18 protein-coding genes and 2 pseudogenes are annotated in these 22,784 nt (G+C 45.9%); 7 read left to right on the top strand and 13 right to left on the bottom strand.

Annotated features, from left to right (window positions below; all coding sequences use genetic code 11):
- Positions 1 to 303: 303 nt before the first annotated feature.
- Positions 304 to 2,385, bottom strand: a complete 2,082-nt coding sequence (locus tag ACRRSW_RS12410) for a phytase (RefSeq protein ID WP_432452918.1) — start codon at positions 2,383 to 2,385, stop codon at positions 304 to 306.
- Between the two features lie 294 nt (positions 2,386 to 2,679).
- On the opposite strand from ACRRSW_RS12410, the gene ACRRSW_RS12415 reads away from it, so the two are divergent.
- A complete protein-coding gene (locus tag ACRRSW_RS12415; protein ID WP_432452917.1) occupies positions 2,680 to 3,642 on the top strand; it encodes a diguanylate cyclase domain-containing protein in 963 nt (320 codons plus the stop codon).
- Positions 3,632 to 4,654, top strand: a complete 1,023-nt coding sequence (locus ACRRSW_RS12420) for an AraC family transcriptional regulator ligand-binding domain-containing protein (RefSeq protein ID WP_432452916.1) — start codon at positions 3,632 to 3,634, stop codon at positions 4,652 to 4,654. The genes ACRRSW_RS12415 and ACRRSW_RS12420 overlap by 11 nt, the downstream gene beginning before the upstream one ends.
- A gap of 15 nt (positions 4,655 to 4,669) precedes the next feature.
- On the opposite strand, the gene ACRRSW_RS12425 is transcribed toward ACRRSW_RS12420, so the two are convergent.
- The 3 genes from ACRRSW_RS12425 to ACRRSW_RS12435 are packed head-to-tail and all read right to left on the bottom strand — an operon-like array spanning position 4,670 to position 7,642.
- Positions 4,670 to 5,764, bottom strand: coding sequence for an ABC transporter permease (locus ACRRSW_RS12425; RefSeq protein WP_432452915.1), 1,095 nt, complete (start codon positions 5,762 to 5,764; stop codon positions 4,670 to 4,672).
- Positions 5,761 to 6,687 (bottom strand): ABC transporter ATP-binding protein, encoded by a 927-nt coding sequence (locus ACRRSW_RS12430; protein ID WP_432452914.1) that lies wholly within the window; start codon positions 6,685 to 6,687, stop codon positions 5,761 to 5,763. Before ACRRSW_RS12430 ends, ACRRSW_RS12425 begins: the two co-directional genes overlap by 4 nt.
- Complete coding sequence (locus tag ACRRSW_RS12435; protein WP_432452913.1) at positions 6,680 to 7,642, bottom strand: HlyD family secretion protein; 963 nt, start codon at positions 7,640 to 7,642, stop codon at positions 6,680 to 6,682. The genes ACRRSW_RS12430 and ACRRSW_RS12435 overlap by 8 nt, the downstream gene beginning before the upstream one ends.
- 244 nt (positions 7,643 to 7,886) lie before the next feature.
- Here ACRRSW_RS12435 and ACRRSW_RS12440 point away from each other — a divergent pair, with 244 nt between their 5' ends.
- Positions 7,887 to 8,183, top strand: a complete 297-nt coding sequence (locus ACRRSW_RS12440; protein WP_432452912.1) for a hypothetical protein — start codon at positions 7,887 to 7,889, stop codon at positions 8,181 to 8,183.
- A gap of 394 nt (positions 8,184 to 8,577) precedes the next feature.
- Here the strand turns inward: ACRRSW_RS12440 and ACRRSW_RS12445 are convergent, their stop codons facing one another.
- Positions 8,578 to 8,964, bottom strand: a complete 387-nt coding sequence (locus ACRRSW_RS12445) for a hypothetical protein (RefSeq protein ID WP_432452911.1) — start codon at positions 8,962 to 8,964, stop codon at positions 8,578 to 8,580.
- A 416-nt stretch (positions 8,965 to 9,380) separates the two neighbouring features.
- Here ACRRSW_RS12445 and ACRRSW_RS12450 point away from each other — a divergent pair, with 416 nt between their 5' ends.
- A complete protein-coding gene (locus ACRRSW_RS12450) occupies positions 9,381 to 10,373 on the top strand; it encodes a transposase (protein ID WP_432459494.1) in 993 nt (330 codons plus the stop codon).
- A gap of 1,286 nt (positions 10,374 to 11,659) precedes the next feature.
- Here the strand turns inward: ACRRSW_RS12450 and ACRRSW_RS12455 are convergent.
- A complete protein-coding gene (locus tag ACRRSW_RS12455) occupies positions 11,660 to 12,739 on the bottom strand; it encodes a hypothetical protein (protein ID WP_432459495.1) in 1,080 nt (359 codons plus the stop codon).
- Positions 12,740 to 13,375: 636 nt separating this feature from the next.
- On the opposite strand from ACRRSW_RS12455, the pseudogene ltrA reads away from it, so the two are divergent.
- Positions 13,376 to 14,707, top strand: a pseudogene (ltrA, locus tag ACRRSW_RS12460) (group II intron reverse transcriptase/maturase).
- Positions 14,708 to 14,775: 68 nt separating this feature from the next.
- On the opposite strand, the gene ACRRSW_RS12465 reads toward ltrA, so the two are convergent.
- Complete coding sequence (locus tag ACRRSW_RS12465) at positions 14,776 to 15,639, bottom strand: DUF2971 domain-containing protein (RefSeq protein ID WP_432459496.1); 864 nt, start codon at positions 15,637 to 15,639, stop codon at positions 14,776 to 14,778.
- 325 nt (positions 15,640 to 15,964) lie between these two features.
- Between ACRRSW_RS12465 and ACRRSW_RS12470 the strand changes: the two are divergent.
- Positions 15,965 to 17,194 (top strand): annotated as a pseudogene (locus ACRRSW_RS12470) (ISL3 family transposase).
- A 69-nt stretch (positions 17,195 to 17,263) separates the two neighbouring features.
- Entirely contained in the window at positions 17,264 to 17,440 is a 177-nt protein-coding gene (locus tag ACRRSW_RS12475; RefSeq protein WP_432461117.1) for a phage integrase N-terminal SAM-like domain-containing protein, read from the top strand.
- A gap of 143 nt (positions 17,441 to 17,583) precedes the next feature.
- On the opposite strand, the gene ACRRSW_RS12480 is transcribed toward ACRRSW_RS12475, so the two are convergent.
- Genes ACRRSW_RS12480 through nifU form a run of 6 tightly spaced genes read right to left on the bottom strand, consistent with a single transcriptional unit; the run spans position 17,584 to position 22,512 of the window.
- Positions 17,584 to 18,456, bottom strand: a complete 873-nt coding sequence (locus tag ACRRSW_RS12480) for a peptidylprolyl isomerase (RefSeq protein WP_432452906.1) — start codon at positions 18,454 to 18,456, stop codon at positions 17,584 to 17,586.
- On the bottom strand, positions 18,446 to 18,904 hold the full coding sequence (locus tag ACRRSW_RS12485) for a nitrogen fixation protein NifZ (protein ID WP_432452905.1): 459 nt from the start codon (positions 18,902 to 18,904) through the stop codon (positions 18,446 to 18,448). The genes ACRRSW_RS12480 and ACRRSW_RS12485 overlap by 11 nt, the downstream gene beginning before the upstream one ends.
- Before the next feature lie 19 nt (positions 18,905 to 18,923).
- Positions 18,924 to 19,214, bottom strand: coding sequence for a nitrogenase-stabilizing/protective protein NifW (locus ACRRSW_RS12490; protein ID WP_432452904.1), 291 nt, complete (start codon positions 19,212 to 19,214; stop codon positions 18,924 to 18,926).
- A 17-nt stretch (positions 19,215 to 19,231) separates the two neighbouring features.
- The gene (gene nifV / locus ACRRSW_RS12495) at positions 19,232 to 20,389 is read right to left on the bottom strand and encodes a homocitrate synthase (protein WP_432459497.1); all 1,158 of its coding nucleotides are present in this window, start codon (positions 20,387 to 20,389) and stop codon (positions 19,232 to 19,234) included.
- Between the two features lie 32 nt (positions 20,390 to 20,421).
- Positions 20,422 to 21,639, bottom strand: coding sequence for a cysteine desulfurase NifS (gene nifS / locus ACRRSW_RS12500; protein WP_432452902.1), 1,218 nt, complete (start codon positions 21,637 to 21,639; stop codon positions 20,422 to 20,424).
- Between the two features lie 12 nt (positions 21,640 to 21,651).
- Positions 21,652 to 22,512 carry a Fe-S cluster assembly protein NifU gene (nifU, locus tag ACRRSW_RS12505; protein ID WP_432452901.1) on the bottom strand — a complete coding sequence of 287 codons (861 nt, stop codon included), beginning with the start codon at positions 22,510 to 22,512 and terminating at the stop codon, positions 21,652 to 21,654.
- Between the last annotated feature and the right edge of the window lie 272 nt (positions 22,513 to 22,784).

The raw sequence follows: 22,784 nt of genomic DNA on the forward strand, positions 1-22,784 counted from the left end.
ATAAGAATACAGTTAAGTATAGAAAAGCGCACTGGAGTCAGCACTTAAATTAGAACTTACAACAACAGTCCATCAAGTTAGCTCGCTGTAATCTTGAGCCAACACCACCAGTTATGTTCAAGCCTATCGGTTAATGAGGACGAAGCGTTCGGATGGTTCTGTGCTTGTTGATGATTTAGACAAACCTAGATAAGTCGTGCATGAAAGCGGCTTCAAGTAACAATAAGCGCAAGCTGGTGCTTATAACCAAGGCAATAGCTATCGCCGTTAACCAAAGGCTAACGGCGATATAATCGGTCAATCTTAGTCATCAAAGCTGGCTTGGATCGTCTGCCAATCAACTAGTTTAAAGTTTTGGTTCAACTGTTGGTAGTTGGCATCGATATTATACCAATCCTGCGCAATAAATAATCCCTTAGGGTAAGCACTTCCCAAATTCGCCGATACCGCGTGAATTCCATCTGTATCACTGGCACCATCGACCCCCAGATTATCATCACCGATAATCGCAAAATGCCCCACCAAACGATTATTCTGAGCCAGATCGTAGGCCACATAAGTATTATTACCTTGGCTCGAAGCCAGTAGATATTTATGAATGCCATCATCATATAGGGTTAAGCCTTCAATATCGGCAACCAAGTTCTCTCCATCAACTTTGGCAAATAAGCTCGCTTGAGTATCGGCTCCTTCTTCGGCGCTAAATTGCCAGATTGCCTGGTCCTCTTCGCCTAGATATAAGGTAGCGCTACTGTCATCCACTACACAACCTTCCGGCTGACTGGCCACACTCAGCGTTCGAACCACCTCACCACTAAAGCCCCCCTCAACTGGTGTTAAGCGCCATTGCTCAACTTGACCGTTTTTACCATTCACAAACACATAGGCGGTATTGTCTGCCGATTGGTACATACACAGACCGTAAACTTCATCGAGTGAAGATTGAAGTTCCGCCGCATCTGGATGCACGGCATTACCCAAAGCAGCAAGCGGCACGATTGGATCTTGGCCATCAGCAGAGCGTATTTGATAAAGAGCGATGGTATTCAGTTCACGATTGCTGGCTGCCGCTATGCTAATGTCTTGCCCCGCGAAATTTTGCACCTTGGAACGGATATCGACGTTATTGGGTTTACCTTGAGCCAAGTACTGTACTTGCTGACCTTGCAAGTTATAAGCAAGCAAGCCGCCTTGTTTATTGGTCGCAATAATCAAGCTTTGTTCGGCATCGTCGGGATTTAACCAAAACGCTGGATCATCGGCTGCATCACCATCGTCGTCAACCGCTGCGGTTTCTCCTGTCGCCGCGACTAAAGCCACCCCGGAGAGGGAAAGTTCTCGATGCGCTAATACATCGCTGATTGGCCGAGCACTTAAGCCATTTTGCTGATTAAGCGCCGTAAAGCTCAATTTCTCATAAATTGGTTGTTCTAATTCGGAGTTAGCCAACCATAAGCCATCTTCAGCCACGGCTAACGCTTTGGTTTCATCGATACCAGCAACCCGCTGCTGCGAATTAAAAACCCAGTTATCACGCTGATAAAACAGTAGGCCTGCACCTTCATCAGCAGCAACTAAGTAACCTTTCCCCTGTGCTTGATAGATAAGCTCTAAACCTTCAATTTCTTGTAAGTGACCAAGTGGTGCCACCCCATCCACCAGCTGACGCTCTTTCACATTCTCGGGATTTGCACCATAAGCCCAAATCCCTATATTTTGCTCGGCGATATACAAGTTTGCCAATTCGTCATCGGCAATACATGCACTTAACTTCCCCCCCACTGAAAATTCGCGAACTGGCAGTGCCACTCCGTTCACATCTTGCAATCGACTGCTCACTTGGCTGCCATCAAAACTCAATTTAAATTGTTTCGCCATCCCGTCATCGGCTACACCAGTGACCATCAGCTCACCCGTGGTGATATTTTTATATAAACATAAACCTTCGGCATTGAAGCCAACATCAAAGCTGCCTAAATCAGTCAACGGCCCACTTTGGCCATCGCTAATCGCATAAAATCCGAAAGACTGCTGCTCGGGTAAAGCCACTGCTAAAATATCGGCACTGCCGGCATGTTGATCGCTAATGTCATAACGAATATCAGCGCTGGTCGGTGCAATACCCTGCAACTGCTGTAGCTGTTCTCCATGGCTTGAAAACACCGCTAAACCGTCGTCTTCAAGCGTCGCAATTAATAGGCTCTTGCTCGAGTCACTGTGATTAAACCAATAAGCTGCATCGCCGAAGTCATCATAAGTGAGCGTTGTTTTAAGCTCGGTGCTCAAGGGCGTTGTGACTGCAGCAGTTGTATCGCTGTTGCCACATGCGCTTAAACCACCAATGCTCAAGATAATGGTTAAACTACTTAATCCTAAATGACGCATTCGATATTCCTTTGTAATGAAGATTGCCAGCGACCTTAAGCAGCCCAAATGGCACTTTTATGACAGTAAGTTGGCGTACTCCCTGTACAGAGCGTTGAAGTGCACATACTCAACGAGAAGTGAGCTATTGAGACTAATTGAATCAAATTAAAACCGTCATAAAAGCGGTTTAAACTATGCCTAAACTATGGATCCGCCACGAATAACGGGGTTCAATGAAAAACAATATGAGCTAATCGGACTATTTTTCATTTTTCCCCGCGAGAGGCGAAGGTTAAGCAAGGTTAAACAAGATTGAATCATCGAAAAAATTTAGGCTACGTGTGTGCCGAACTTTATTATGCTTTAAAGCCACATCGCTGGTGGTTGTTGTTACAAGTGGTGAGCTTAGTGGGATTAATTGGCTTAAATGCTCACCATGGCGAAATAAAATCATGGGCTCAATTAGACTGGGTCGACATTGTTGGAGAAGGCGCGACGGCGCTGCTGATTGTATGTTGGCTGATAATTATTCTTTCAGTACGTGCTAAGGGTTGGCTTACCGATCTATTTGCTTGCGGATTAATCGCCATGGTATTAGCACTTAGCCAAGATCTATTAGATGAGTTTTTTCAACTTGAATCTGGGATCCGCTGGGACAGTTGGCTAGAGTCGATGCCTGTTGGATTTTTATTGCTCACCGCCGCGCTATGGTTTTGGCGGGCCGAACAACAACAAATTAGCCGTTACTTGAGCCGTCGTAAATTGTTAAGCCCTGCTCCGACAGCAATCGATGGTGGATTGAACATTCCTGGCTTTGAATATTTACAGCAACAGTTATTGCAACGCGCCAAACAGCCGAAAACTTGGCTAAATAACCAACTGTTGTTGCTAGAAGTTGCCGACTTTAATGCGCTCAGTCGATGCTATGGCGGCAGCGCAGCCGATAAGCTATTAATGACCATCACCGAATTATTACTGTTAGCTTTGCCACCGGATGCACTGTTGTGCCGTTACGCTGGACAACGATTTGCGATTTTGCTCAATCACTCGCCGCCACAAGCCGCGATACTCAGTCAGCAACTATCCACGCTACTGCAACATTTTTGCTTTCGCAATCAGCAAAACCAAGCAATTCACCCCAGTTTTCACTGGGTAAAAGTGTCAGCAGAACTTGCCGATTCGCCGCAACAGGCGGTTCAACAACTCCTAGAACAAGCTAATCAACAGCTAACGATTCTCAAACAAGCAAGTCATGGTGAAGTCCTTGCCAATTAATCTCAGCATTCAGGTCTTGGAAAACCAGCAACGTTTCATCCCCGCCGAACACCAGTTAGCCCTATTACTCGATCTGCTGCTTGAGCGCGGGGCTGAGCCGCACTTTTTACTCCGTAAAACGGGAATTTTTTATCAAGATATTTTAGGCGGCGAGCTAAAGATCAGCCCTAAACAATTAGCCCGACTATGTTTAAATATTAGTCTTCAGTCGAACGATCGAGACATTAGCTTTGTATTTGGTCAACGTTTGTTTCCCGGCGTATTTGAACAGTACTCCCACTTATTGACACACGCCCCCAACCTTAGAAGCTTACTCGGCGTTCTTTGTCGGCATTTTACTGACTATTTTCCACTGCTAAAACCACGCCTCGTTGACTGCCGCGAGCAGACTCACTTATTGTTTGAAGATCCCTTTGGCGAAAGCCTTCGACCCAACCAACAACCAGAACAACTCGCCTATCGGCGCTGGATACAAGAAGCGCTGGTGAGCGCAATTGTCTCCTTATGTGAATGGCGAGCCGCTGCGCCCCTGCCTTGGCAGATCCAATTTGATTACCCCGCCCCCAGCTGGCGGGCAGAATATCAAGTTCACCTTGGAGACCAAGTAAAATTTAGCCAAACTTATAGTGCCTTGAGCATCGCTCAACAATACTTGGATAAACCTTGGCAACAACATTCAGCCATCATTTATCAACTGGCCCACAGCAAAGTAAACCTTAGCCAGCACGACAGTCTACTGAGTATCATTCGTGAGCTGCTACGACAAAACATCAGCCAATTACCCAGTCTAGAACAAATCGCCCAACAACTCGCGTTGAGTCCAGCGACCTTAAAGCGCAGATTAAAAAGTCACCACAGCAGTTACCGCTTACTGTGTGATGAAGTTCGCCAGCAACATGCATTTTTTCTACAAGCGCAATATAACTACAGCGATAATCAGCTAAGCACCGCGATGAACTTTTTTGATGTCAGTAATTTTCGTCGCGCCTTTCGGCGTTGGTTAAGCCAATAATTGACTGAACATTCACTAATCAAGACTTTTCTTAAAGCGGAATGAGGCCACCACTAAACCAATGATCGTGAAGGCCACCATCCATAGGCTATCTCGCCATAAATCGCTCAAATCAGCACCTCGTAACACAATCCCGCGGATCATCCGCATGAAGTGAGTCGCGGGCAAAATTTCAGAAATCCATTGAGCGGCAACGGGCATCGCTTCATAGGGAAACATAAATCCTGACAATAAAATTGAAGGCAGTAAAATAAACACCGTCATTTGCATCGACTGTAACTGAGTTTGAGCAATGGTGGATATCACCAAACCCAAGGTAAGGCTGGCCGCTATAAAGAGCAGCGTCCCGAATAAAACTTGGCTGAGCGCACCGTTAATCGGCACCGAAAAAATGAAATGCCCTAAACCCAAGATAATGGTCACTTGAATCAATCCCACAAACACATAGGGCACAATTTTAGCGATCATTAGCTCAATAGAGTGGATTGGGGTCGCAATCAACAACTCCAAATTGCCCCGTTCTCGCTCGCGAACAATCGCGGCACTGGTAAATAGAATCATCGTCATAGTAAGAATAACACCGAGCAAACCCGGTACAATATTCACCGCCGAACGGCGGCTTGGATTGTACAACAGGGTCACATCAAAAGTATTAGGCTGAGTATTGATTCGCCATTGTAAATCATTTAAAGGCATCATCCGTAACTGCATAATAGCGGAGCTGACCATGGTATCTGAACCATCTACCAGCCACTGTCCCAAGGCTCTATTTTGCGCTAAGCGTTGCTCTAAATCCTTCGGTAAAATGAGTACCGCGCGCACCCTACCTTGTTCAATCGCTTGCTCAGCTTCAGCAATGCTTGCATAGAACTGGTTCACCTGGACAACCTGAGCCACCTTGAGCGACTCTACAATGAGGCGACCACTGCTGCTGCCACTTTGATCCACCACCGCCACTGGGATATTGCGCACATCGGTATTAATTGCAAAGCCAAACAGCAACAACTGGATCAAAGGAATCATCACCACCATACCAAAGGTAATTCTATCTCTGGCCAGTTGACGAAACTCTTTAAGCATCACCGCCTTAATTCGAAATACAGATTTCATTGGCGTCCCTTACCGGTCACGCTTACAAATACATCTTCTAAACTCGCCCGAGCAAGGCTTAGCTCAGCCCCTTGCAGCTGTGGATAATGCTTCACTAGCCAGCCAATAGGATCAGCAACTTGCTGATCGACCAAGACCCGCAAGCGGATCCCTAATTGTGCAGCTGAACGAATTTCTGGATGCTGAATTAACTGTTGTTTTAACTCCCGCAAGTTGGCGGCTTTTAATTCCACCACGTTCACCCCCATATTGTTCATCAGCGTTTCTGGATCGCCGTCGGCGCGCATCTCTCCTGATTCCAAAATCGCCAATCGATGACAACGTTCGGCCTCATCCATATAGTGGGTGGCCACCAAAATAGTGGTGCCCTGATCACTTAAATCAAACAATTGCTCCCAAAACTCGCGACGATTTTCTGGATCCACGGCCGAGGTAGGTTCATCCAAAAATAACAGTTCTGGCTGATGCATGGTGGCTGCGGCTAAAGACAAACGTTGCTTTTGTCCACCACTCATTCCTCCCACTCGCTGCTTACGCCGCTGAGTCAAACCATAGGTACTCAACTGTTGCTCTAAACGATGATTTAAGGACTTATTGGGCATACCAAAAATTTGTCCCATAAATTGTAAATTTTCCTGCACCGTTAAATCATCATATAAGGAGAACTTCTGCGTCATATAACCAATTTTTAAACGCAAGGTCTCGGCCTGCTTAGGAATATCCAATCCTAAGACTTTCACTTCACCGCTACTCGGGCTTAACAGACCAGTTAACATTCGAATGGTGGTGGATTTTCCGCAACCGTTCGGTCCCAAGAAACCATAAATATGACCCTTGGTAACATTCAAATTCACCTGGTTTACGGCGGTAAAATCGCCAAATTTGCGACTGATATTATTAGCAACAATCGCGTACTCACTCATATTGGCTGGCCTCAGGCAAATCTACTTGTGCCGGTAAACCCGAGGGTAATGCGCCAGCGGCGGCTTCTAGATCGACTTCGGCTAAATACATAAGGCGCGAGCGTTCATTCTCGGTGAGTGCATAATAGGGAGTAAACGCGGGTTCTGTCGCTAACCAACGCACCACCCCACTAAAACTGCGATCGACGCCATCCACATGTACCGTTAAGGCCTGACCAAGCTGTAGCTTAGCCCGGTATGACTGGGGCACATACACGCGTGCATAGGGCAAACGATCGGCGAGCAACACCGCCACCACCGCATTGTTAGTCACTCGCTCCCCCAAGTTGAAGGGGAGACTGTCTAAGATCCCATCTCGGGTAGCCACAATGCTCAGCTCATCCAATTTATGTTGTTGTAAGGCAACTTCGGCGCGAGCGGCATCTAAAGCGGCCTTGGCTTGTTCTACATCTTCAAATCGAGACCCTGCAGTCAGCTTAGCAAAGCCTTCCTGCGCAGCGGCTAAACTAGCCTGAGCACTATCTCGCTCGGCCAAAGCGCTATCTAAACTCGATTGACTCGCTAATTGTTGATTCACCAATTGTTGGGCTCGCAAATAACTTTTTTGCATTTCTACAACCCGAGCCTGAGCCCGATTAACCTCTGCTTGAGCACTCGCAATATCTTCGCTCCGCTCACCATTACTTAAGCGTAATAGGTAAGCTTGGGCTTTTGCCTGTTCAGCCTTCGCTCGAGCGACAATTGCCGTTTGGCTAAGGTTATCTAGCTGCACCAACAGCTGCCCCTGCTTTACCGCTGAACCTTCGGTCATTGGCAAACTGCGAATAATTTCATTGCTGGTGGCACTAAGCGTGATGCGATCACGCTCTATGGTCCCTAGGGCCTGAGATGGTGTTGAAGAGTCGCAAGCACTCAGGCCCCCCAACATCAACAAAGACCAAAAAATACGTCTCATGATTCATTCCTTTAAAACTCTATGTAAACAGTATAGAGACAAGCAGAAGTGATTGTTTAGTAAAATAATTCTTCAATATTCATAACTTGATGAATTTTTTATAAGAGCGACTGAAATACCTAATAATACAGCTCAACTGCCGTGCTAAAGCCTCCGCGTCGACACCCTCGGTTTAGCCAGTAACGACCAGACTTGAAAAACTTTAGAGTAAATGAGAAATTAATTGTATGACTAAAGACAATAAATGATTCAAGCCTTGAGTAAAAAGCCCGACCGAGTGACCGCCATGCTACAAATAATTCACGCAGTTAAACAAGAATTCCCGCTTTATCAAGAAGATACCTTTGTATGCGGACCAGATAACAGCTGTATTGGCTGCCCTAAGAAATTAATGGAACTGGTAGACGATCAGCTCACTTACTGGGAACATGCGATTCGGCGAGGGGTGATCCCCAGCTTTGATGATCTCTCTCGTTTTGGCAAATTGTGTAGAAATGTTAAACGGGGTCTGGTCCGCAACAACCGCGTTTCTAGTGAATAGTAAACCTGAGTTGGGCTTGGAGCTAAGCGCTAATTCAAACTAAAAAAATGTGGCTAAACCAAGGGCTATATGCTTGTTATTCAGTAGCCAGACCTTGTCGGAAGACAATTTAGTTTGATCGCATTCCAATAAATTTCGTCACGGATTACCTCCGTTACCCATTCGTGAAGAACCGTGAAGCTAGACCGCTATCAAGTCTTCTTCTTGATCTTGTATTCCATGGGGCTGCGTTTGAGTAGTTGGGGTGGGTGTCTTGTTTGACTGTTGCCAAACTCGCCTTGTAAAAAGTAACAAGGCCTTGGCCCCGCCAACATCAATACCGTTATTTACTATAGAAGGGAGCATCGGGCTTGTTCAACACCCGAATAAGGTGGCGGCTACGCGACACCTATTCTTATTGTATGGCATTTTTACAACTAAACCATATTTTAAAATATAGTAAAGCAAGAAAAGTTTCTGTCATAACGGCTAAAGAAATACCGAAACCAGCAAACCCACGAAGGTATTCTATAGTCCCAAGTACAGCCAACGAAAACATAGAAATGGCAAGGCCCAGGCATACTGCTTGCCTAGAGTCTGAATGGGAGGCATTTCGACCGACCCAAGTTATTAATGAAATCCCCAAAAATAACATTGCAGCTCTTCTACCAATAAAGAAAGCCGAGCTATTCTCATCGATATTAAACAACATAAATATAACTTCAGGCGTGATCAGAAAAACCAGACACAATGTAAGTGCTATAACTGCGGTAATTACACTTACCATTTTAAATTTAATCATACTCATCCTTGAATGCCGTCGTGGTAGAACGACCGCATCCGGCTCCTCAGTTATATTCGCTCGTGTAAAACACGACCCTAGTACCAGTCAACAACAATAGCTCGTTTGCTAACGCGTAACTTCTCAATATGAAAACACTGTAACATTTGCTTAAGCCCCAGCCAATTGTAACTTCGCCGTCCACTTCTGCGATTTAACCACTTAAATAGACTATGCAATACATCGCCATACAGTCGACTCAGGCTTCGGCTATAAACGTCAAACATCCGAATTCAAGATCTAAGTGCACCACCCCAGGACAACGTCAAACGAGACACCCACTCCTAGACAACGTCAAACGAGACACCCACTCCAACTAACGAAACGCTTTTAATAGTCTAAACTATCAATAGTGATTTATTTGGGGAGTTATCATTATGCCTCGGCCAAGACGCTCGCAAGTGAGCTTATCGGATACCCCCTACTATCATTGTGTTTCCCGTTGTGTTCGACGGGCGTTTCTGTGTGGCGAAGACCAACAAACCGGCAAAAGCTATGAGCACCGCCGCCAGTGGGTCGAGGATTATCTACTCAAATTAGCGTCAGTGTTCGCCATTGATGTTTGTGCTTATGCCGTCATGAGTAATCATACCCACCTCGTGCTACATGTTAATCCGCAACAAGCAGAAGCCTGGTCAATGGATGAAGTGTTAGAACGCTGGCATAGCTTGCATCAGGGCACCTTACTGACTCAGATGTATCTCAACCTTGAATTACGTCCGCAGTTGAGTGAGGTGCAACTACAAGCCATCAGCGCCACCGCTGAAGTGTATCGGACTCGCCTGTATGACTTAAGCTGGTTTATGCGCCATTTAAACGAACACATTGCGCGAGCCGCCAATCAAGAAGACCAATGTACCGGTCGATTTTGGGAAGGACGCTTTAAATCCCAAGCGCTTTTGGATGAAGCCGCACTCATGGCGTGTATGGCTTACGTAGACTTAAACCCCATCAGAGCCAAGATGGCGAGCACTCCGGAGGACTCGGCCCATACCAGCGTACAGCGACGAGCAAAAGCAGCTCAGCTAAAACAAGCCCAGGCAACAAACCTGTTTCCCTTTGTGGGTAACCCAAGAGAGCCGATGCCCCAAGGCTTACCCTTTGAGCTGAAAGACTACCTTGAGTTAGTCGATATGACCGGACGCATGGTAAGAGAAGATAAACGGGGTTACATCGACAGTGGAGAAAGTTCCATAATCCAACGCTTAGGGATAAATGAAGCGCAGTGGCTGACTTTAAGCGGTGAGTTTGAACGGCACTTTTCTGGGGCTGTTGGTCAAGAGCGCTTGCTCAGGGAATACCATCAGCATATGGGGCATCAACGAACGGCCGGTTTAAGTTGCAGCAAACGTTTGCTAAACCGCGCTTAAGCGCGAGCTTACTTTCGAACCACCCTCAATCATCAGCTTTGTATGGGGGGATACCTTGCCTTGCTGAGACGCACATTGGCCCAGAAATCACCAAACTGAGCCACCTAGTGTGAATTTAGCCGTTAATCGGCATGACAATCGCCTCAGAACTAAATGATTGTAGTGGTGTTCACTTCACCAACGCTGTTACTGTATTTATGGTTTTTAATATGGATGTCCACTTTAACACAGCAAACGTTTGCTAAATCGCGCTTAAGCGCGAGTTTACTTTCGAACAATATCTTAATCATCAGCCTTGCTGAGGCGTGCATTGCCTCAGAAATCATCAAGATGAGTCACTTACTGTGAATTCAGCCACCAATCAGCATGACAACAGCCTCAGAACTAAATAATTACAGTCGAATTACTTTCACAAACGGTGTTGCTGTCTCCATGGTTCTTATGATGGATGTCCATGCTCTTCCTTTCGAACCACCCTCAATCATCAGCCTTGTATGGGGGGATACCTTGCCTTGCTGAGACGCACATTGGCCCAGAAATTATCAAACCGAGTCACCTACGGTGAATTTAGCCGTTAATCGGCATGACAATCGCCTCAGAACTAAATGATTGTAGTGGTGTTCACTTCACCAACGCTGTTACTGTATTTATGGTTTTTAATATGGATGTCCACTTTAACACACTAAATCGCACTTAAGTGCGAGTTTACTTTCGAACCTCCCTCAATCATCAGTCTTGCTGAGGCCCTCATTGCGTCAAAAATCATCAAGATGAGTCATAAATGATGAATTAAGCCGTTAATCGGCATGACAACAGCCTGAGGACTAAATGGTTGCAGTGGTGTTCAGCTCACTAACGTCGTAACTGTTTCCATGATTATTATCATGGATGTCCATAGTCTTTACCATAGTCTTTTTTTCATGGATGTCCATAGTCTTTGTTCTTTCACAAACGGTGTTGCTGTCTCTATGGTTATTATCATGGATGTCCATAGTCTTTTATTAAGTAGAAGTCAGCAGACGGCATAGTAGCCCAACGCCCATCGTAATGGTTGGGACACGGTGAAGGCCTGAACCTGAAAATCAATGAGGAGCCTGTGCAGCTCATTGTCTCCGTATCCGACCGGACTGAGGAGTCATGGCGCAAAAACAGAAGCCATCATTGGAATGCAAAGGAGCTAATCGGCCGTTGTATTTTAACCGTTTTCAGGAAACGCCCTGTGCGGAGCCGCATGCAGGGTGTTGTGGGGGCTGGAGGTTAGATACCTCCGGCTACCCGATTAAATTTTATATTTCGTAAAACTTCTCTTCACCATCCCAATCAAAATTAATTGCATCATTTAGGTGAAAAGTTCCATTTTTTAACCACGTGTTGTCTTCATGGAAAACCTTATGGAGCATGTAGTCTCCCCAAAAATCTTCAACTGTTTCGACGCCATCGCATATAGCTGCGATCGCATAGCCAATAACCCGCATGCTTAAGTGATTTGATAAATGGTAATACCAATCTACCTTTTTAGGATTAATGTCTTCGGACGTCAAGTCACTCGACCCATCATGAAAAATTGCACAACGATAGTTGTACATATTTTCTATTTCTTTTACCCATTTCTTTCCTTCAGGGTTTCTATGTTCCAAGAATAATGATTTCGAGGGAGAGTCCATCAATTTCTTAGAATCAGAGCCCCTAGGAGCCCCGATAACCAATGAATATCTTTGCACTAGATAAGCTTGACTCACCTCTCCGTCCGGCAACATAGCCTCGAGTCCAATCCAGTTAAAAGCAAACTTATGAGTAATATGGGATGAAAACTGTGCTTCTCGCTCCCACTCTAAACATCGATATACACGACTGCCCAGTTCAGTAAGGCTTCCTCTTAAAAAAGAACCTAGTAACCAGTCCCATACATCTTGACCTAACGGGTGCGCAATTGCCGGTCCATGTAACTGACTGTTCGCCAAAATCGGGGTCAACTTTCCTTTAGTACTAATAACACCCACAGCTTCCCCAGTTCTGCGATCCCAATTAATAAACTTTGCCTTCGCAGAAAAGTACTTTTTATTAAATAACGCTAATGCCATATCAGCAACGATCAAAGCCTCTTTAATCGTCTTTTCATCGCTATTACAAATAGGAACCAGCAGTAACTTTGGGTCATTGAGAGTTAGCTTAGTAGATGCTTCCAAGCCAAAACTTTCAAAAGACAGTCTTAAGGACTCTGTAAATACGCCTTTCAGGCTACTTGGCATATGGCTTTCACGACAAATGTACATGTCAGGCCCAAGCCCCAAAGGTACAATTGGAGCCGTAATTACTCCAGTAATTGAAATCGCGATCCAGTGTTCATAATCAGACAAATTAATCATTTTTGTCGAGCTTACCCTTTAAAATTTAACGCCTCATTCAGAGGCAATAAAATAGCTGGTTAAAATTAGCGAGGCACGAGCAAAAACCAGCTAATTTTTGTCCTGCTGAAATGACTTGTGTACGCCCAGCATGGGCATGAACTTATGAGGTGAAAGTCCTCTGTAGGAAGGTCACCGTTTAATAACATTCTGATTATTAAACGCTAACTACTAGCGAATGGCAAGGGCATTGCCGCGAGGGAATGTCTGAAGGAAGCCGGACGCAAATCTGCGAGCTGATGAACAAGAACATCATATGAGGCGTAGGCTGGAGGCGAGTTGGCACAAGACAACGAAGCCATGTGATCTAACGGCCACCGTAAATGATGCAGCAGTGCAGAGACAGTGCATGTTCTTATCTGGGGAGGTCTGCTTAACAGGCGATCGTTAAACTCACTAGCTTGGCCGCTAGTTCAACAGGCCTGGCACTTAAGTCTCATCAACTTAAGTGAGCAAATACGATGAACAACGATAGCGCTATTTGGGGTAACTCAAACGGTGATTAAGCAGAAGTCAGCAGACGGCATAGTAGCCCAACGCCCATCGTAATGGTTGGGACACGGTGAAGGCCTGAACACTTAGAATAAAGGAGGTGCCTTGTTAAACTTGAACACCCATTCGCCGTCCGGCGTAGATGCGATTCAGCGTAATAACTCGCAGCCAACCTTTAGCCAACATCTATTCGAACATATGCTAACGCGGCAGAATATTCAGCTCGCGTGGCAAGGTGTTCGAGCCAATAAAGGGGCGGCTGGAGTGGATAACATGTCCATTGATGCATTTCCTTCTTGGGCAAAACTACACTGGAAGCAGGTTGCTGCTGCGCTGCGTAATGGCCAGTATCAGCCTAAACCGGTACGCCGTGTGGAGATAGATAAACCCGATGGCGGGAAGCGCCTACTGGGGATCCCAACCGTGCTCGACCGTGTCATCCAGCAAGCCATTGCCCAAGTGCTAACGCCTACCTTTGACCCTAGCTTCTCAGCGAACAGCTTTGGATTTAGGCCAAACAAGAATGGGCAACAAGCGGTGAAACAAGTGCAAAGCATCATCAAGCAAGGCCGACGCTTTGCCGTTGATGTCGATTTATCTAAATTCTTTGACCGAGTTAACCATGATCTATTAATGAGTCAACTGGGACAAAGCGTGCAAGATAAACGGCTACTGACACTGATTGGAAAATACCTGAGAGCGGGTTTTATCCATAACCAGTGCTATCAGGAAAGTCGAGAAGGTGTACCGCAAGGGGGACCATTATCGCCCTTGCTGGCCAATATCATGCTCGATCCATTGGACAAAGAGCTGGAAAAGCGAGGGCATAAGTTTGCTCGTTACGCCGATGATTTTACCATTTTGCTGAGAAGTCAGCGTGCGGGTGAACGAGTGCTTACGAGCATTAGTAGCTTCTTGCAACGGCGCTTAAAACTTGTGGTTAATACAGCCAAAAGTCAGGTGGTTAAAACGGCGAAGAGTAAGTTCTTAGGGTTTACCTTTAAAGCGGGACGGCTGCAAATTCATGCCAAAACGTTACACCGTTTTAAACAACAAATTAGGCGTCTAACAAACCGTAACTGGGGCGTGTCGATGGGCTATCAGCTATTTAAAGTAAGCCAATACTTGCGAGGATGGATAAACTACTTTGGGATCGCGAATTGCTATTAACTGTGCGTAGATCTAGATCACTGGATAAGGCGCAGAGTGCGAATGGCCTACTGGCGACAGTGGCGAAAACCGAGAACCAAAGTAAGAAATCTGATGCGTAGAGGAGTACATGTTCAAGCCGCGGTAGCCTGTGGCATAACCAGTAAAGGCCCATGGAGAAGCTCGAAAACACCGGGGATCCAACAAGCATTATCGAATGCTTACTTGAAATCCCAAGGTCTATTTGCGCTTCGAGATGGATGGATTAAGCTTCACCATTCTAAGTGAAACGCCCTGTGCGGAGCCGCATGCAGGGTGTTGTGGGGGCTGGAGGTTAGATACCTCCGGCTACCCGATTAGAATTTTTTCTGTATAGGTATTTTTCTCACCCCTGTAACATCTGGATTATTTGTCCAACGACCATCATCAGCATAAAAATCTAGGAAAAATCCTTCGTCAGCTAAGCATGCGTGAACATGTTTCACATTTTGAAACTCCTTATCTTTATTAATTAAGCTCATAATACTTGCTTTGTTACTTTCACTCATTGCACATCCAAATGTAATTGAGTTAATGCAGCTTTTCTTTATTTTGTATAAGTGGTATTTGCCATCTTTAGTTTCATAAGCCTGTTTTAACGGCAAAACAGCCCTATACTCTTGCTCATAAGACCATTCGCTTGATTTACTATAAAAGATATGGCTAAACGAATTTTCTTTCACGTCTTCAAAAGTTAAATAGCCCCTACTATTGGAGTAATCTACACGTTTTAATTCTATTCCGTCTATAAAGTCAGAAAAGAACTCTATTACAAAGCCCTTATGCGAATCAGCATAATGTGACCACATCAATATATTTGTTCTTGGGTCTTTTTTACTAGGGACAGAAACTGTATGCAGTTGATTAATTTCTTTATTAGAACTAAGACTTAGCACACCATATTTACCGATCTCTTTTTTATACAGTTCCTTGTAATATCCTACTTGCTCAGAACGCTCAGAAGAAAACCTATAATCTTCACCATTGAAATCGATGCTTCTAAGATCTCCATCTGAAGAATACCAATGCTCAACAAATTTCCTAGAATATGGAGTTATTGTAGGTTCAAGTTCGAATGGATCATTAAACTCCCCAATAGGGGAAAAACGAATCAAGCCATTTTCTAAAATATCTTTTCTTTCAAAAGAAACGAATTTATAAAAAAATAGAGGATATTTCATAATGCCCCATAAAATTCTAACGCTAAGTAGGTCGCACGTGCGGCCTATCCCGTTCAATGAGCGCGCGGCCTATCACAAAAAACATGACCTTCATCACATTCGCTCATCAATTAGTGATTTGATATTAACCCATTGTCTACCATAGTTTTTTACTCGGCATCAATCAATCGTCGATCCATTTCTTTCATTGATTGCTTTGACAAATGACGCAAACAAAACCAGAAACACTGTGCAAATACGGCTCTTCACCGAATGTAGTGGAAACACTTTCAACAAACATTAATGAGCGAGATAATAAGTAAACGTTCATGAATACCTCGCGACTATGCAAGACACGACGCTTTATCAATCCATTCTTGGATTAACTCATCCTTGGGCTGTTTCATCTGTTGAACTCAATGAGTCAACCCAAACCATCACCGTACGCGTTGACTATGACCGAGCTTCATTAACGGCTTGCCCCTCTTGCGGTAAGGCTGTTCGTCGACACGATACTCGGCGGCGGGTTTGGCGACATTTAGATACCTGTCAGTTTGAAACACGTATTGAGGCTGAAGTCCCTCGAGCTGATTGCCCCGAGCATGGGGTATAAACACTTCAAGTGCCTTGGGCCACGAGTAAGAGCCGCTACACAGAGCTGTTTGAGGCTCGCGTTATAGAGATGCTTAAAGTCAGTTCCTTATACGCGGTGAGTAAAACCTATCGGCTTAGCTGGGGAGCCATCGACCGTATTATGGCACGAGCCGTTCAACGCGGCCTGACAGCCAGAACCACCATCAACTACCAAGACCTGTTGGTCGATGAAACGGCATTTAAGAAAGGCCATGACTATGTCACGGTATTATCCAATCGTGATGGTCAGGTGATATCGGTTGAAGACGGTCGAACAGGCCTGAGCTTATCAGCTTGCTTTAAGGCATTGCCCCCTGAGTCAACAATGGTTACACGTTCCATATCGATGGACATGAGCAGAGCGTATATAAGCGCAGCCTATGACTACTTCGGTGAGCGGGCTAAGCAGATGATAGCCATAGACCATTTTCATATCGCAAAGGTGCTCACTAAAGCGGTGAATGAAGTGAGAAAAAGCGAACTCATGGCGTTGCCCCAGCATTTAAAAAGAGAGTGCCACCAAACACGGTATGGATGGTTAAAACGAAACAGCCACCTACATGGGACATTGAGAGAAAGAGTGAATGCGCTGGCCAAAATGATGCAAAATACTGGCTTGAGTTGGATATTTAAAGAGCAAGCAAGAGCCATTTGGTATGGCGATGCAGCTAACGCCAAAGCGGCTTGGAATGATTGGTTGGCACTCATAAAGGTCAGTCAAATCAGGCCGATGATGACAGCAGCAGAAACCGTGAAAACGCACTTAAAGGGCATCATCAATGCGATGCGTTATAAGGTATCAAATGGCTTAGCGGAAGCGATAAATGGAAACATTCAGCGCCTAAAAATACGTTCGATGGGTTTTAGAAATAAAGAACGCTTTAAGCGAGCTATTTTATTTCACTTTGGAGGGCTTGATATGACTTTCCACCAAGAACGGTGAAGAGCCATATAATCACAGTACAAAGGTCGACATATGAGCCCACCATATCTCGCGTTTATCGAGGAACAAATGCGCTTAAAGCGCTTTAGAGAAACAACAATTCGAAGGGACTTAGCATGGATAAAGCGCTTTATTTTGTTCAACCCAAAACGCCATCCCAAAGACATGCACAACCGAGAAGTTGAGCGCTTTTTAAGTGAGCTAAACAAAGGGATCTCGCACCATTCAAACGCAACTGGGGCGTAGCGATATCCAAACCACCCAAATCTATACTCATGTATTGAATATGGGGGCCGACGGCGTCGCCAGCCCCTTAGAACTGTCGTGGTGCAAAAATTATATCTAAGTTAGATAGACCTATTTACAAATGATATTGCGCCCCTCACCTGCTAATTCAACTGTCCGCCCTGACAAAGCCGAGTTAACCACTGCCGCTGGCGCAACTTATGCGCCTGATTGAGCAAACCATCTTGGATTTTTTGCTTGGCTTGTGCAAAAGGCACCTGATGCTCGGCAACATGCTGCTTACACCAAACTAGGTGATAACCCATGTCCGACAAAATAGCAGGGCTGAAGCTTTCTGCTGCCATATTAAACAGCACCATGTCTAACTCAGGTAGCAGCTGCCCCTGCTCGACTAAGCCTAAATAGCCACCGTTTACCGCTGTTGGGCATTCTGAATGTCGCTCTGCCAGCTGCTCAAAGTTGTCCGCATTGACTTGCTTAGCCAGTTGAGAAATCCGCGCCTTCGCCTGAGCCGGAGTATTTTCTTTAAATTGGGGATTAATGGTGATCAGTAGATGATGAGCTTCACGCCGCTGCACCTGAGTAAACTTGGCGATGTTGTGTTGGTAGTAGTCTAAGGCTTGCTGCTCACTCACCGGTAAAATATCACGGCACACATAGGCTAATACCGCATCACTGGTCAGCTCCTGAGCCACCGCACTGCGTAAGCTTTGCTCACTGAGCTGATTGGCACTCAGGGCTTTGGCAAATTCAGCTGGCGAATCAAAGCTGTGTTCAACCAGCTCAATCGCCTTGTCCAATTGCTCTGGAGTGATATATACCTGGCTGGCCTCGGCAGAGCCAAGCACCTTTTGCTGAATGGTTTGGGTTTTGCTCACCACTCTGGCTAATTCTTTAGTTTGCGCAGCATCCAATTGATCCGGATTTAACTCAAACAGCGCTAAGCTAGTTTTCATCACGAGGTAAGCCTGAGTTTCTTCCGAGACTGGCGCTAATAAACCTAATTCATCCAACATAGGCCAATTCCTCTAAAGGCATCAAGGCTCGCTCCGGTACTTCCACATCAATTTCGCCATACTGAATTCGGTAATGTGGCTGCATCTGCGGTTTTCGCCTTACCGCCAGTACATCAACAATACTACCTTTACTCGCAACCACTTCCCCCTGCTGCGACAAGGATAGTGTTAAAGCGGCCTTGTCCCCATATTCAAATTGATTAGGCTGCCATACCAGTTCAGCATCCATCAACTCAACTTCTTTACAGCCAATGGTTAAACCGCGGCTAAGAAATTGAACTTGATAAACAATTTGATTCTGTAAATGATATCCCGATTGACGAACGTAACCAGTGGCACCACGTCGAACCAGCAGCGCACCTTTCTTACACCCTGGAAAACTACCGTCATTACGGATGTTCTCAATCACCCTAACCTTACATCCATAACCAAATTTTGCTGTATACATCGGCTTTACCTCTATAACTTCAACATCCTTTACAGGTACTACATGCTGGGGCGGCATGCGCCACCACCACACCTTTTTCCAACAAACAGTAGGCCTTTGCGACCGCTGCTTGATACTCTTGATAAGTCGTGGCTGGTTTTTTTTCCAACAACTGCCCTAATAAACGTAAATACACCACCCGCTTAGCTTGCAATAAAGCGGGTTGATAGCTCACCTCAAAACACTGTAAAAACGCTTCGGCGCCGTCTAAGGAGGCCACCAATTGTTCAATATCTTGCGTCTGGGCCGCTTGCTGCTTTGCTAATGCCACACTGTAACTCCACTCTGTTAGGCGCTAAGTTCCAAACTTAAGGGACTGAAGCTTTTAAGACTGTATTGATAAAAATCGACTAATTCTTGATTAGAAGGACTCCGCTTGTAGGTTTCCGCCCAATCACTCAAGATGGCTTTGAGCAAACCACACTGCTTTAAATCTACAGCAATCCCCAGCTCACGGTACACTGAGCGGATCGCCTTTGTGCCAGAGTGCTTACCCAATACCAAGTGATGTTTGCGCCCCAATAATTCGGGTGCAAAACCCTGATAGTTGTTCGGGTCTTTGAGTAGACCATCAACGTGGATCCCCGATTCATGGGTAAACACCTGTTGGCCAATAATGCTTTTATTCACTCCAATTGCGCGACCCGATGCCCGCTCCACCATGGCGCAAATCGAGGGCAAACTTGCTAATTGAATATCTGGAAGCTGGCACTTATCCACCAATTGAGTCACATTTAATGCCATAACCACTTCTTCTAAGGCCGCATTACCGGCACGTTCGCCTAAGCCAATCACTGTTGTATTAACCGAGTCAGCGCCCGCCCGAATTGCTGCCAAGCTATTGGCCGTGGCCATGCCCAAGTCATCATGGGCGTGCATTTCGATCTGCAAATCACAATGGCTTTTCAGCCCAGCGATCAAGATTTCGGTGGTAAATGGATCTAACACTCCCAAAGTGTCGGCAAAACGTAAACGCAGAGCTCCGGCCCGTTGCGCGGCATCAGCAATTCTATAGAGTTCATCGAGCGGCGTACGCGAAGCATCTTCCATCCCAACACAAACCTGCAAACCCAGATCCTGTGCTTGCGCGATATGCCATTGCAAACGGTGTAGTAAGCTTGCCTGACTTATCGCCATTTTAGATTGGCGTTGCTGGGTCGACGCTGGCACCGAGATATCCAAATAATCCAGACCTAAATTGGCGGCGGCGGCAATATCATCGCGATGTAAACGGCTCCAGCCCATCGTTTTAGTCTGGCTTAACTGGCCAGTAATGGTTTGAATCACTTCACGCTCGGCAGCGCCCATTGCGGGCACCCCCACTTCTAACTCGCTCACCCCCGCGGCCTGTAACGCTTGCGCAATTTGTAGCTTCTCACTGGCACTAAAGGCGACGCCTGCCGTTTGTTCACCATCACGTAGCGTTGTATCGTTAATGATCAGCATGCTTACCTCCGTTATTCCACAATAAGCCTAAGTTAGCCATAAACTGGACTAAAACTTTCCTGCGCAGGTTGATCCGCTGCGGCATCCCAATAAGGAGAAAGCATCCGCAACTTGGCAATAATTCCCGGCAATACCGCTAATACCTGATCAATCATGGTATCGGTGGTAAAGCGCGATAATGAGAAACGGATAGCCCCGTGCGCTGCCGTATAAGGAATGTCCATCGCTCGCATCACATGCGAAGGCTCTAGCGACCCCGAGGTACAGGCTGAACCTGAAGAGGCGGCGATACCATGTTGATCTAACATCAACAAAATCGACTCCCCCTCCACAAACTCAAAGGCGATATTGCTGGTATTGGGGACACGATGACGGGGATCGCCGGTCACAAAGCAATTTGGCACTTTCGCCAACAAACCTTGCTCGAGTCGGTCTCGTAACATACTAATTCGAGGTGAATCTTGTTCAATCGAGAACTGCGCTAACTCGCAAGCCTTACCCAAAGCAACAATACCACTGCTATTTTCGGTGCCAGCACGGCGACCACGTTCTTGATGGCCTCCTCGCAACAAGGGTCTAAATTTTGCGCCGCGACGTAAATACAAAGCACCAACACCTTTAGGTGCATGAAACTTATGACCCGATAAAGACAACAAATCAATACCGCTATCGGCAACTTGGATCGGAAGTTTTCCGGCAACTTGAACCGCATCCGTATGAAACAATACATCGTGCTGCTTGGCTAATTCGGCCATCCCGCGGATTGGAAATAAACTACCCGTTTCATTGTTTGCCCACATAAAGCTCGCGATCGCGACATTGGGGCTTAGCGCCTTTTTATAGGCCTCCATATCTAAACGTCCCCGAGAATCAACTTCGATCCAATGAATTTTATAACCCTTACGCGCTAGGGTTTGGCACAGATCTAAAGTGGCGGGATGCTCGATCACCGAGGTGATAATTTCTTTACGCTGAGGAAAGGCTTCCAGTGCCGACATGATGGCGGTGGTGGTTGCCTCCGTGGCACAGGAAGTAAAAATAATTTCGCTGCTGTGACTGGCACCGATCATTGTCTGAACCTGAGTACGCGCCAATTCCAAGGCTTTGCCGACTTGCTCACCAAACTGATGGATCGACGATGGGTTCCCATAGTGTTCACTTAAGTAAGGTAGCATGGTTTCCAATACTTTAGGGTCAACTTGGGTGGTCGCATTATTATCTAGATAAGCCAATGGCTTTAATTCGCTCATATCTGTTCTCCCTTACACTAAGCTAGGCGCACCTGTTGGGTACACAGTAATGGTTTCACCTAGGGCTTCACTGATTTTTTGTTCAATCATGGCTAAGGTGGCCGCCGACAATCCACAGCCAGAACAAGCACCGCTGAGTGACAAAAACACCATATCGTCTTCCACATCCGAGAGCTGAACATTGCCACCATCGGCTTGCAACTGCGGACGAATGTCATCTAGAGTCTGCTCAATGATGCGGATCCTTGCCACAATGGTACTGGCGGCAACAACTGGCTTCACCACCTTGCTAGTTTCTTGCAAGGGCTCACCCAAACATTCTTCCAATACCCATTCAATTTTTTCATGACAAGCAGCACAGGCCCCACCCGCCTTGGTGTAATTGATCACCTCTTCCAAGCTTGATAATTGGTTTTGTGCAACAACTCGCTTAATCATTGCGTCGTCAATGGCGAAACACTTACAAATCAGCTCACCTTCTTCATGTTCTTCGGCGATCTCTTCACCACGATACTGCGCTACTGCAGCATGTAGGGCTTCCATGCCCATCACCGAACAATGCATCTTTTCTGGCGGTAAACCATCTAAGTAATCGGCAATATCTTTATTAGAAATCTGCAGCGCTTGGTCGATGGTGCGACCAATGATCATTTCAGTTAATGCCGAAGATGATGCGATAGCACTGCCGCAGCCAAAGGTTTGAAAGCCCGCATCTTCGATCACGTCAGTATCTGGATCCACTTTCAAACTCAGGCGTAAAGCATCACCGCAAGAGATTGAGCCGACATCACCAATCGCATTGGCTTGTTCTACGGCTTTGGCGTTTTTAGGTGTAAAGAAGTGTTCCTTTACCTTTTCTGAATAGTTCCACATACGCTACCCCACGATGATTATTGTTAAATAAAGGCAATGACCAAACGGTAAAACAATCATGACGCCTTCGCTCAGTGTCGATAAGCCATTGGGAACCTAAAACACAGCATTTCTTGCTGAAAGGGTCAAGGTCTTACACGAGTTGGTCATTGCCTACAGAGGTTGTTGCAAGCAAGATACCCAAACGAACATAATTACTAACATATTGTTTTTAATGGATTTAGTATTGGGTGAGCAACTTCGCATCCTGTGAGCTACATCACATTAAGTCA

Source organism: Agarivorans sp. QJM3NY_25 (assembly GCF_050870875.2).
Lineage (GTDB): Bacteria > Pseudomonadota > Gammaproteobacteria > Enterobacterales > Celerinatantimonadaceae > Agarivorans.

Excerpts from the sequence above, each read along its gene's own strand:
- ACRRSW_RS12410 (WP_432452918.1), bottom strand. The coding sequence starts at position 2,385 with ATGCGTCATTTAGGATTAAGTAGTTTAACCATTATCTTGAGCATTGGT.
- ACRRSW_RS12425 (WP_432452915.1), bottom strand. The coding sequence starts at position 5,764 with ATGAAATCTGTATTTCGAATTAAGGCGGTGATGCTTAAAGAGTTTCGT.
- ACRRSW_RS12430 (WP_432452914.1), bottom strand. The coding sequence starts at position 6,687 with ATGAGTGAGTACGCGATTGTTGCTAATAATATCAGTCGCAAATTTGGC.
- ACRRSW_RS12435 (WP_432452913.1), bottom strand. The coding sequence starts at position 7,642 with ATGAGACGTATTTTTTGGTCTTTGTTGATGTTGGGGGGCCTGAGTGCT.
- ACRRSW_RS12440 (WP_432452912.1), top strand. The coding sequence starts at position 7,887 with ATGATTCAAGCCTTGAGTAAAAAGCCCGACCGAGTGACCGCCATGCTA.
- ACRRSW_RS12445 (WP_432452911.1), bottom strand. The coding sequence starts at position 8,964 with ATGATTAAATTTAAAATGGTAAGTGTAATTACCGCAGTTATAGCACTT.
- ACRRSW_RS12450 (WP_432459494.1), top strand. The coding sequence starts at position 9,381 with ATGCCTCGGCCAAGACGCTCGCAAGTGAGCTTATCGGATACCCCCTAC.
- ACRRSW_RS12455 (WP_432459495.1), bottom strand. The coding sequence starts at position 12,739 with ATGATTAATTTGTCTGATTATGAACACTGGATCGCGATTTCAATTACT.
- ACRRSW_RS12465 (WP_432459496.1), bottom strand. The coding sequence starts at position 15,639 with ATGAAATATCCTCTATTTTTTTATAAATTCGTTTCTTTTGAAAGAAAA.
- ACRRSW_RS12475 (WP_432461117.1), top strand. The coding sequence starts at position 17,264 with ATGCGCTTAAAGCGCTTTAGAGAAACAACAATTCGAAGGGACTTAGCA.
- ACRRSW_RS12480 (WP_432452906.1), bottom strand. The coding sequence starts at position 18,456 with ATGTTGGATGAATTAGGTTTATTAGCGCCAGTCTCGGAAGAAACTCAG.
- ACRRSW_RS12485 (WP_432452905.1), bottom strand. The coding sequence starts at position 18,904 with ATGTATACAGCAAAATTTGGTTATGGATGTAAGGTTAGGGTGATTGAG.
- nifV (WP_432459497.1), bottom strand. The coding sequence starts at position 20,389 with ATGCTGATCATTAACGATACAACGCTACGTGATGGTGAACAAACGGCA.
- nifS (WP_432452902.1), bottom strand. The coding sequence starts at position 21,639 with ATGAGCGAATTAAAGCCATTGGCTTATCTAGATAATAATGCGACCACC.
- nifU (WP_432452901.1), bottom strand. The coding sequence starts at position 22,512 with ATGTGGAACTATTCAGAAAAGGTAAAGGAACACTTCTTTACACCTAAA.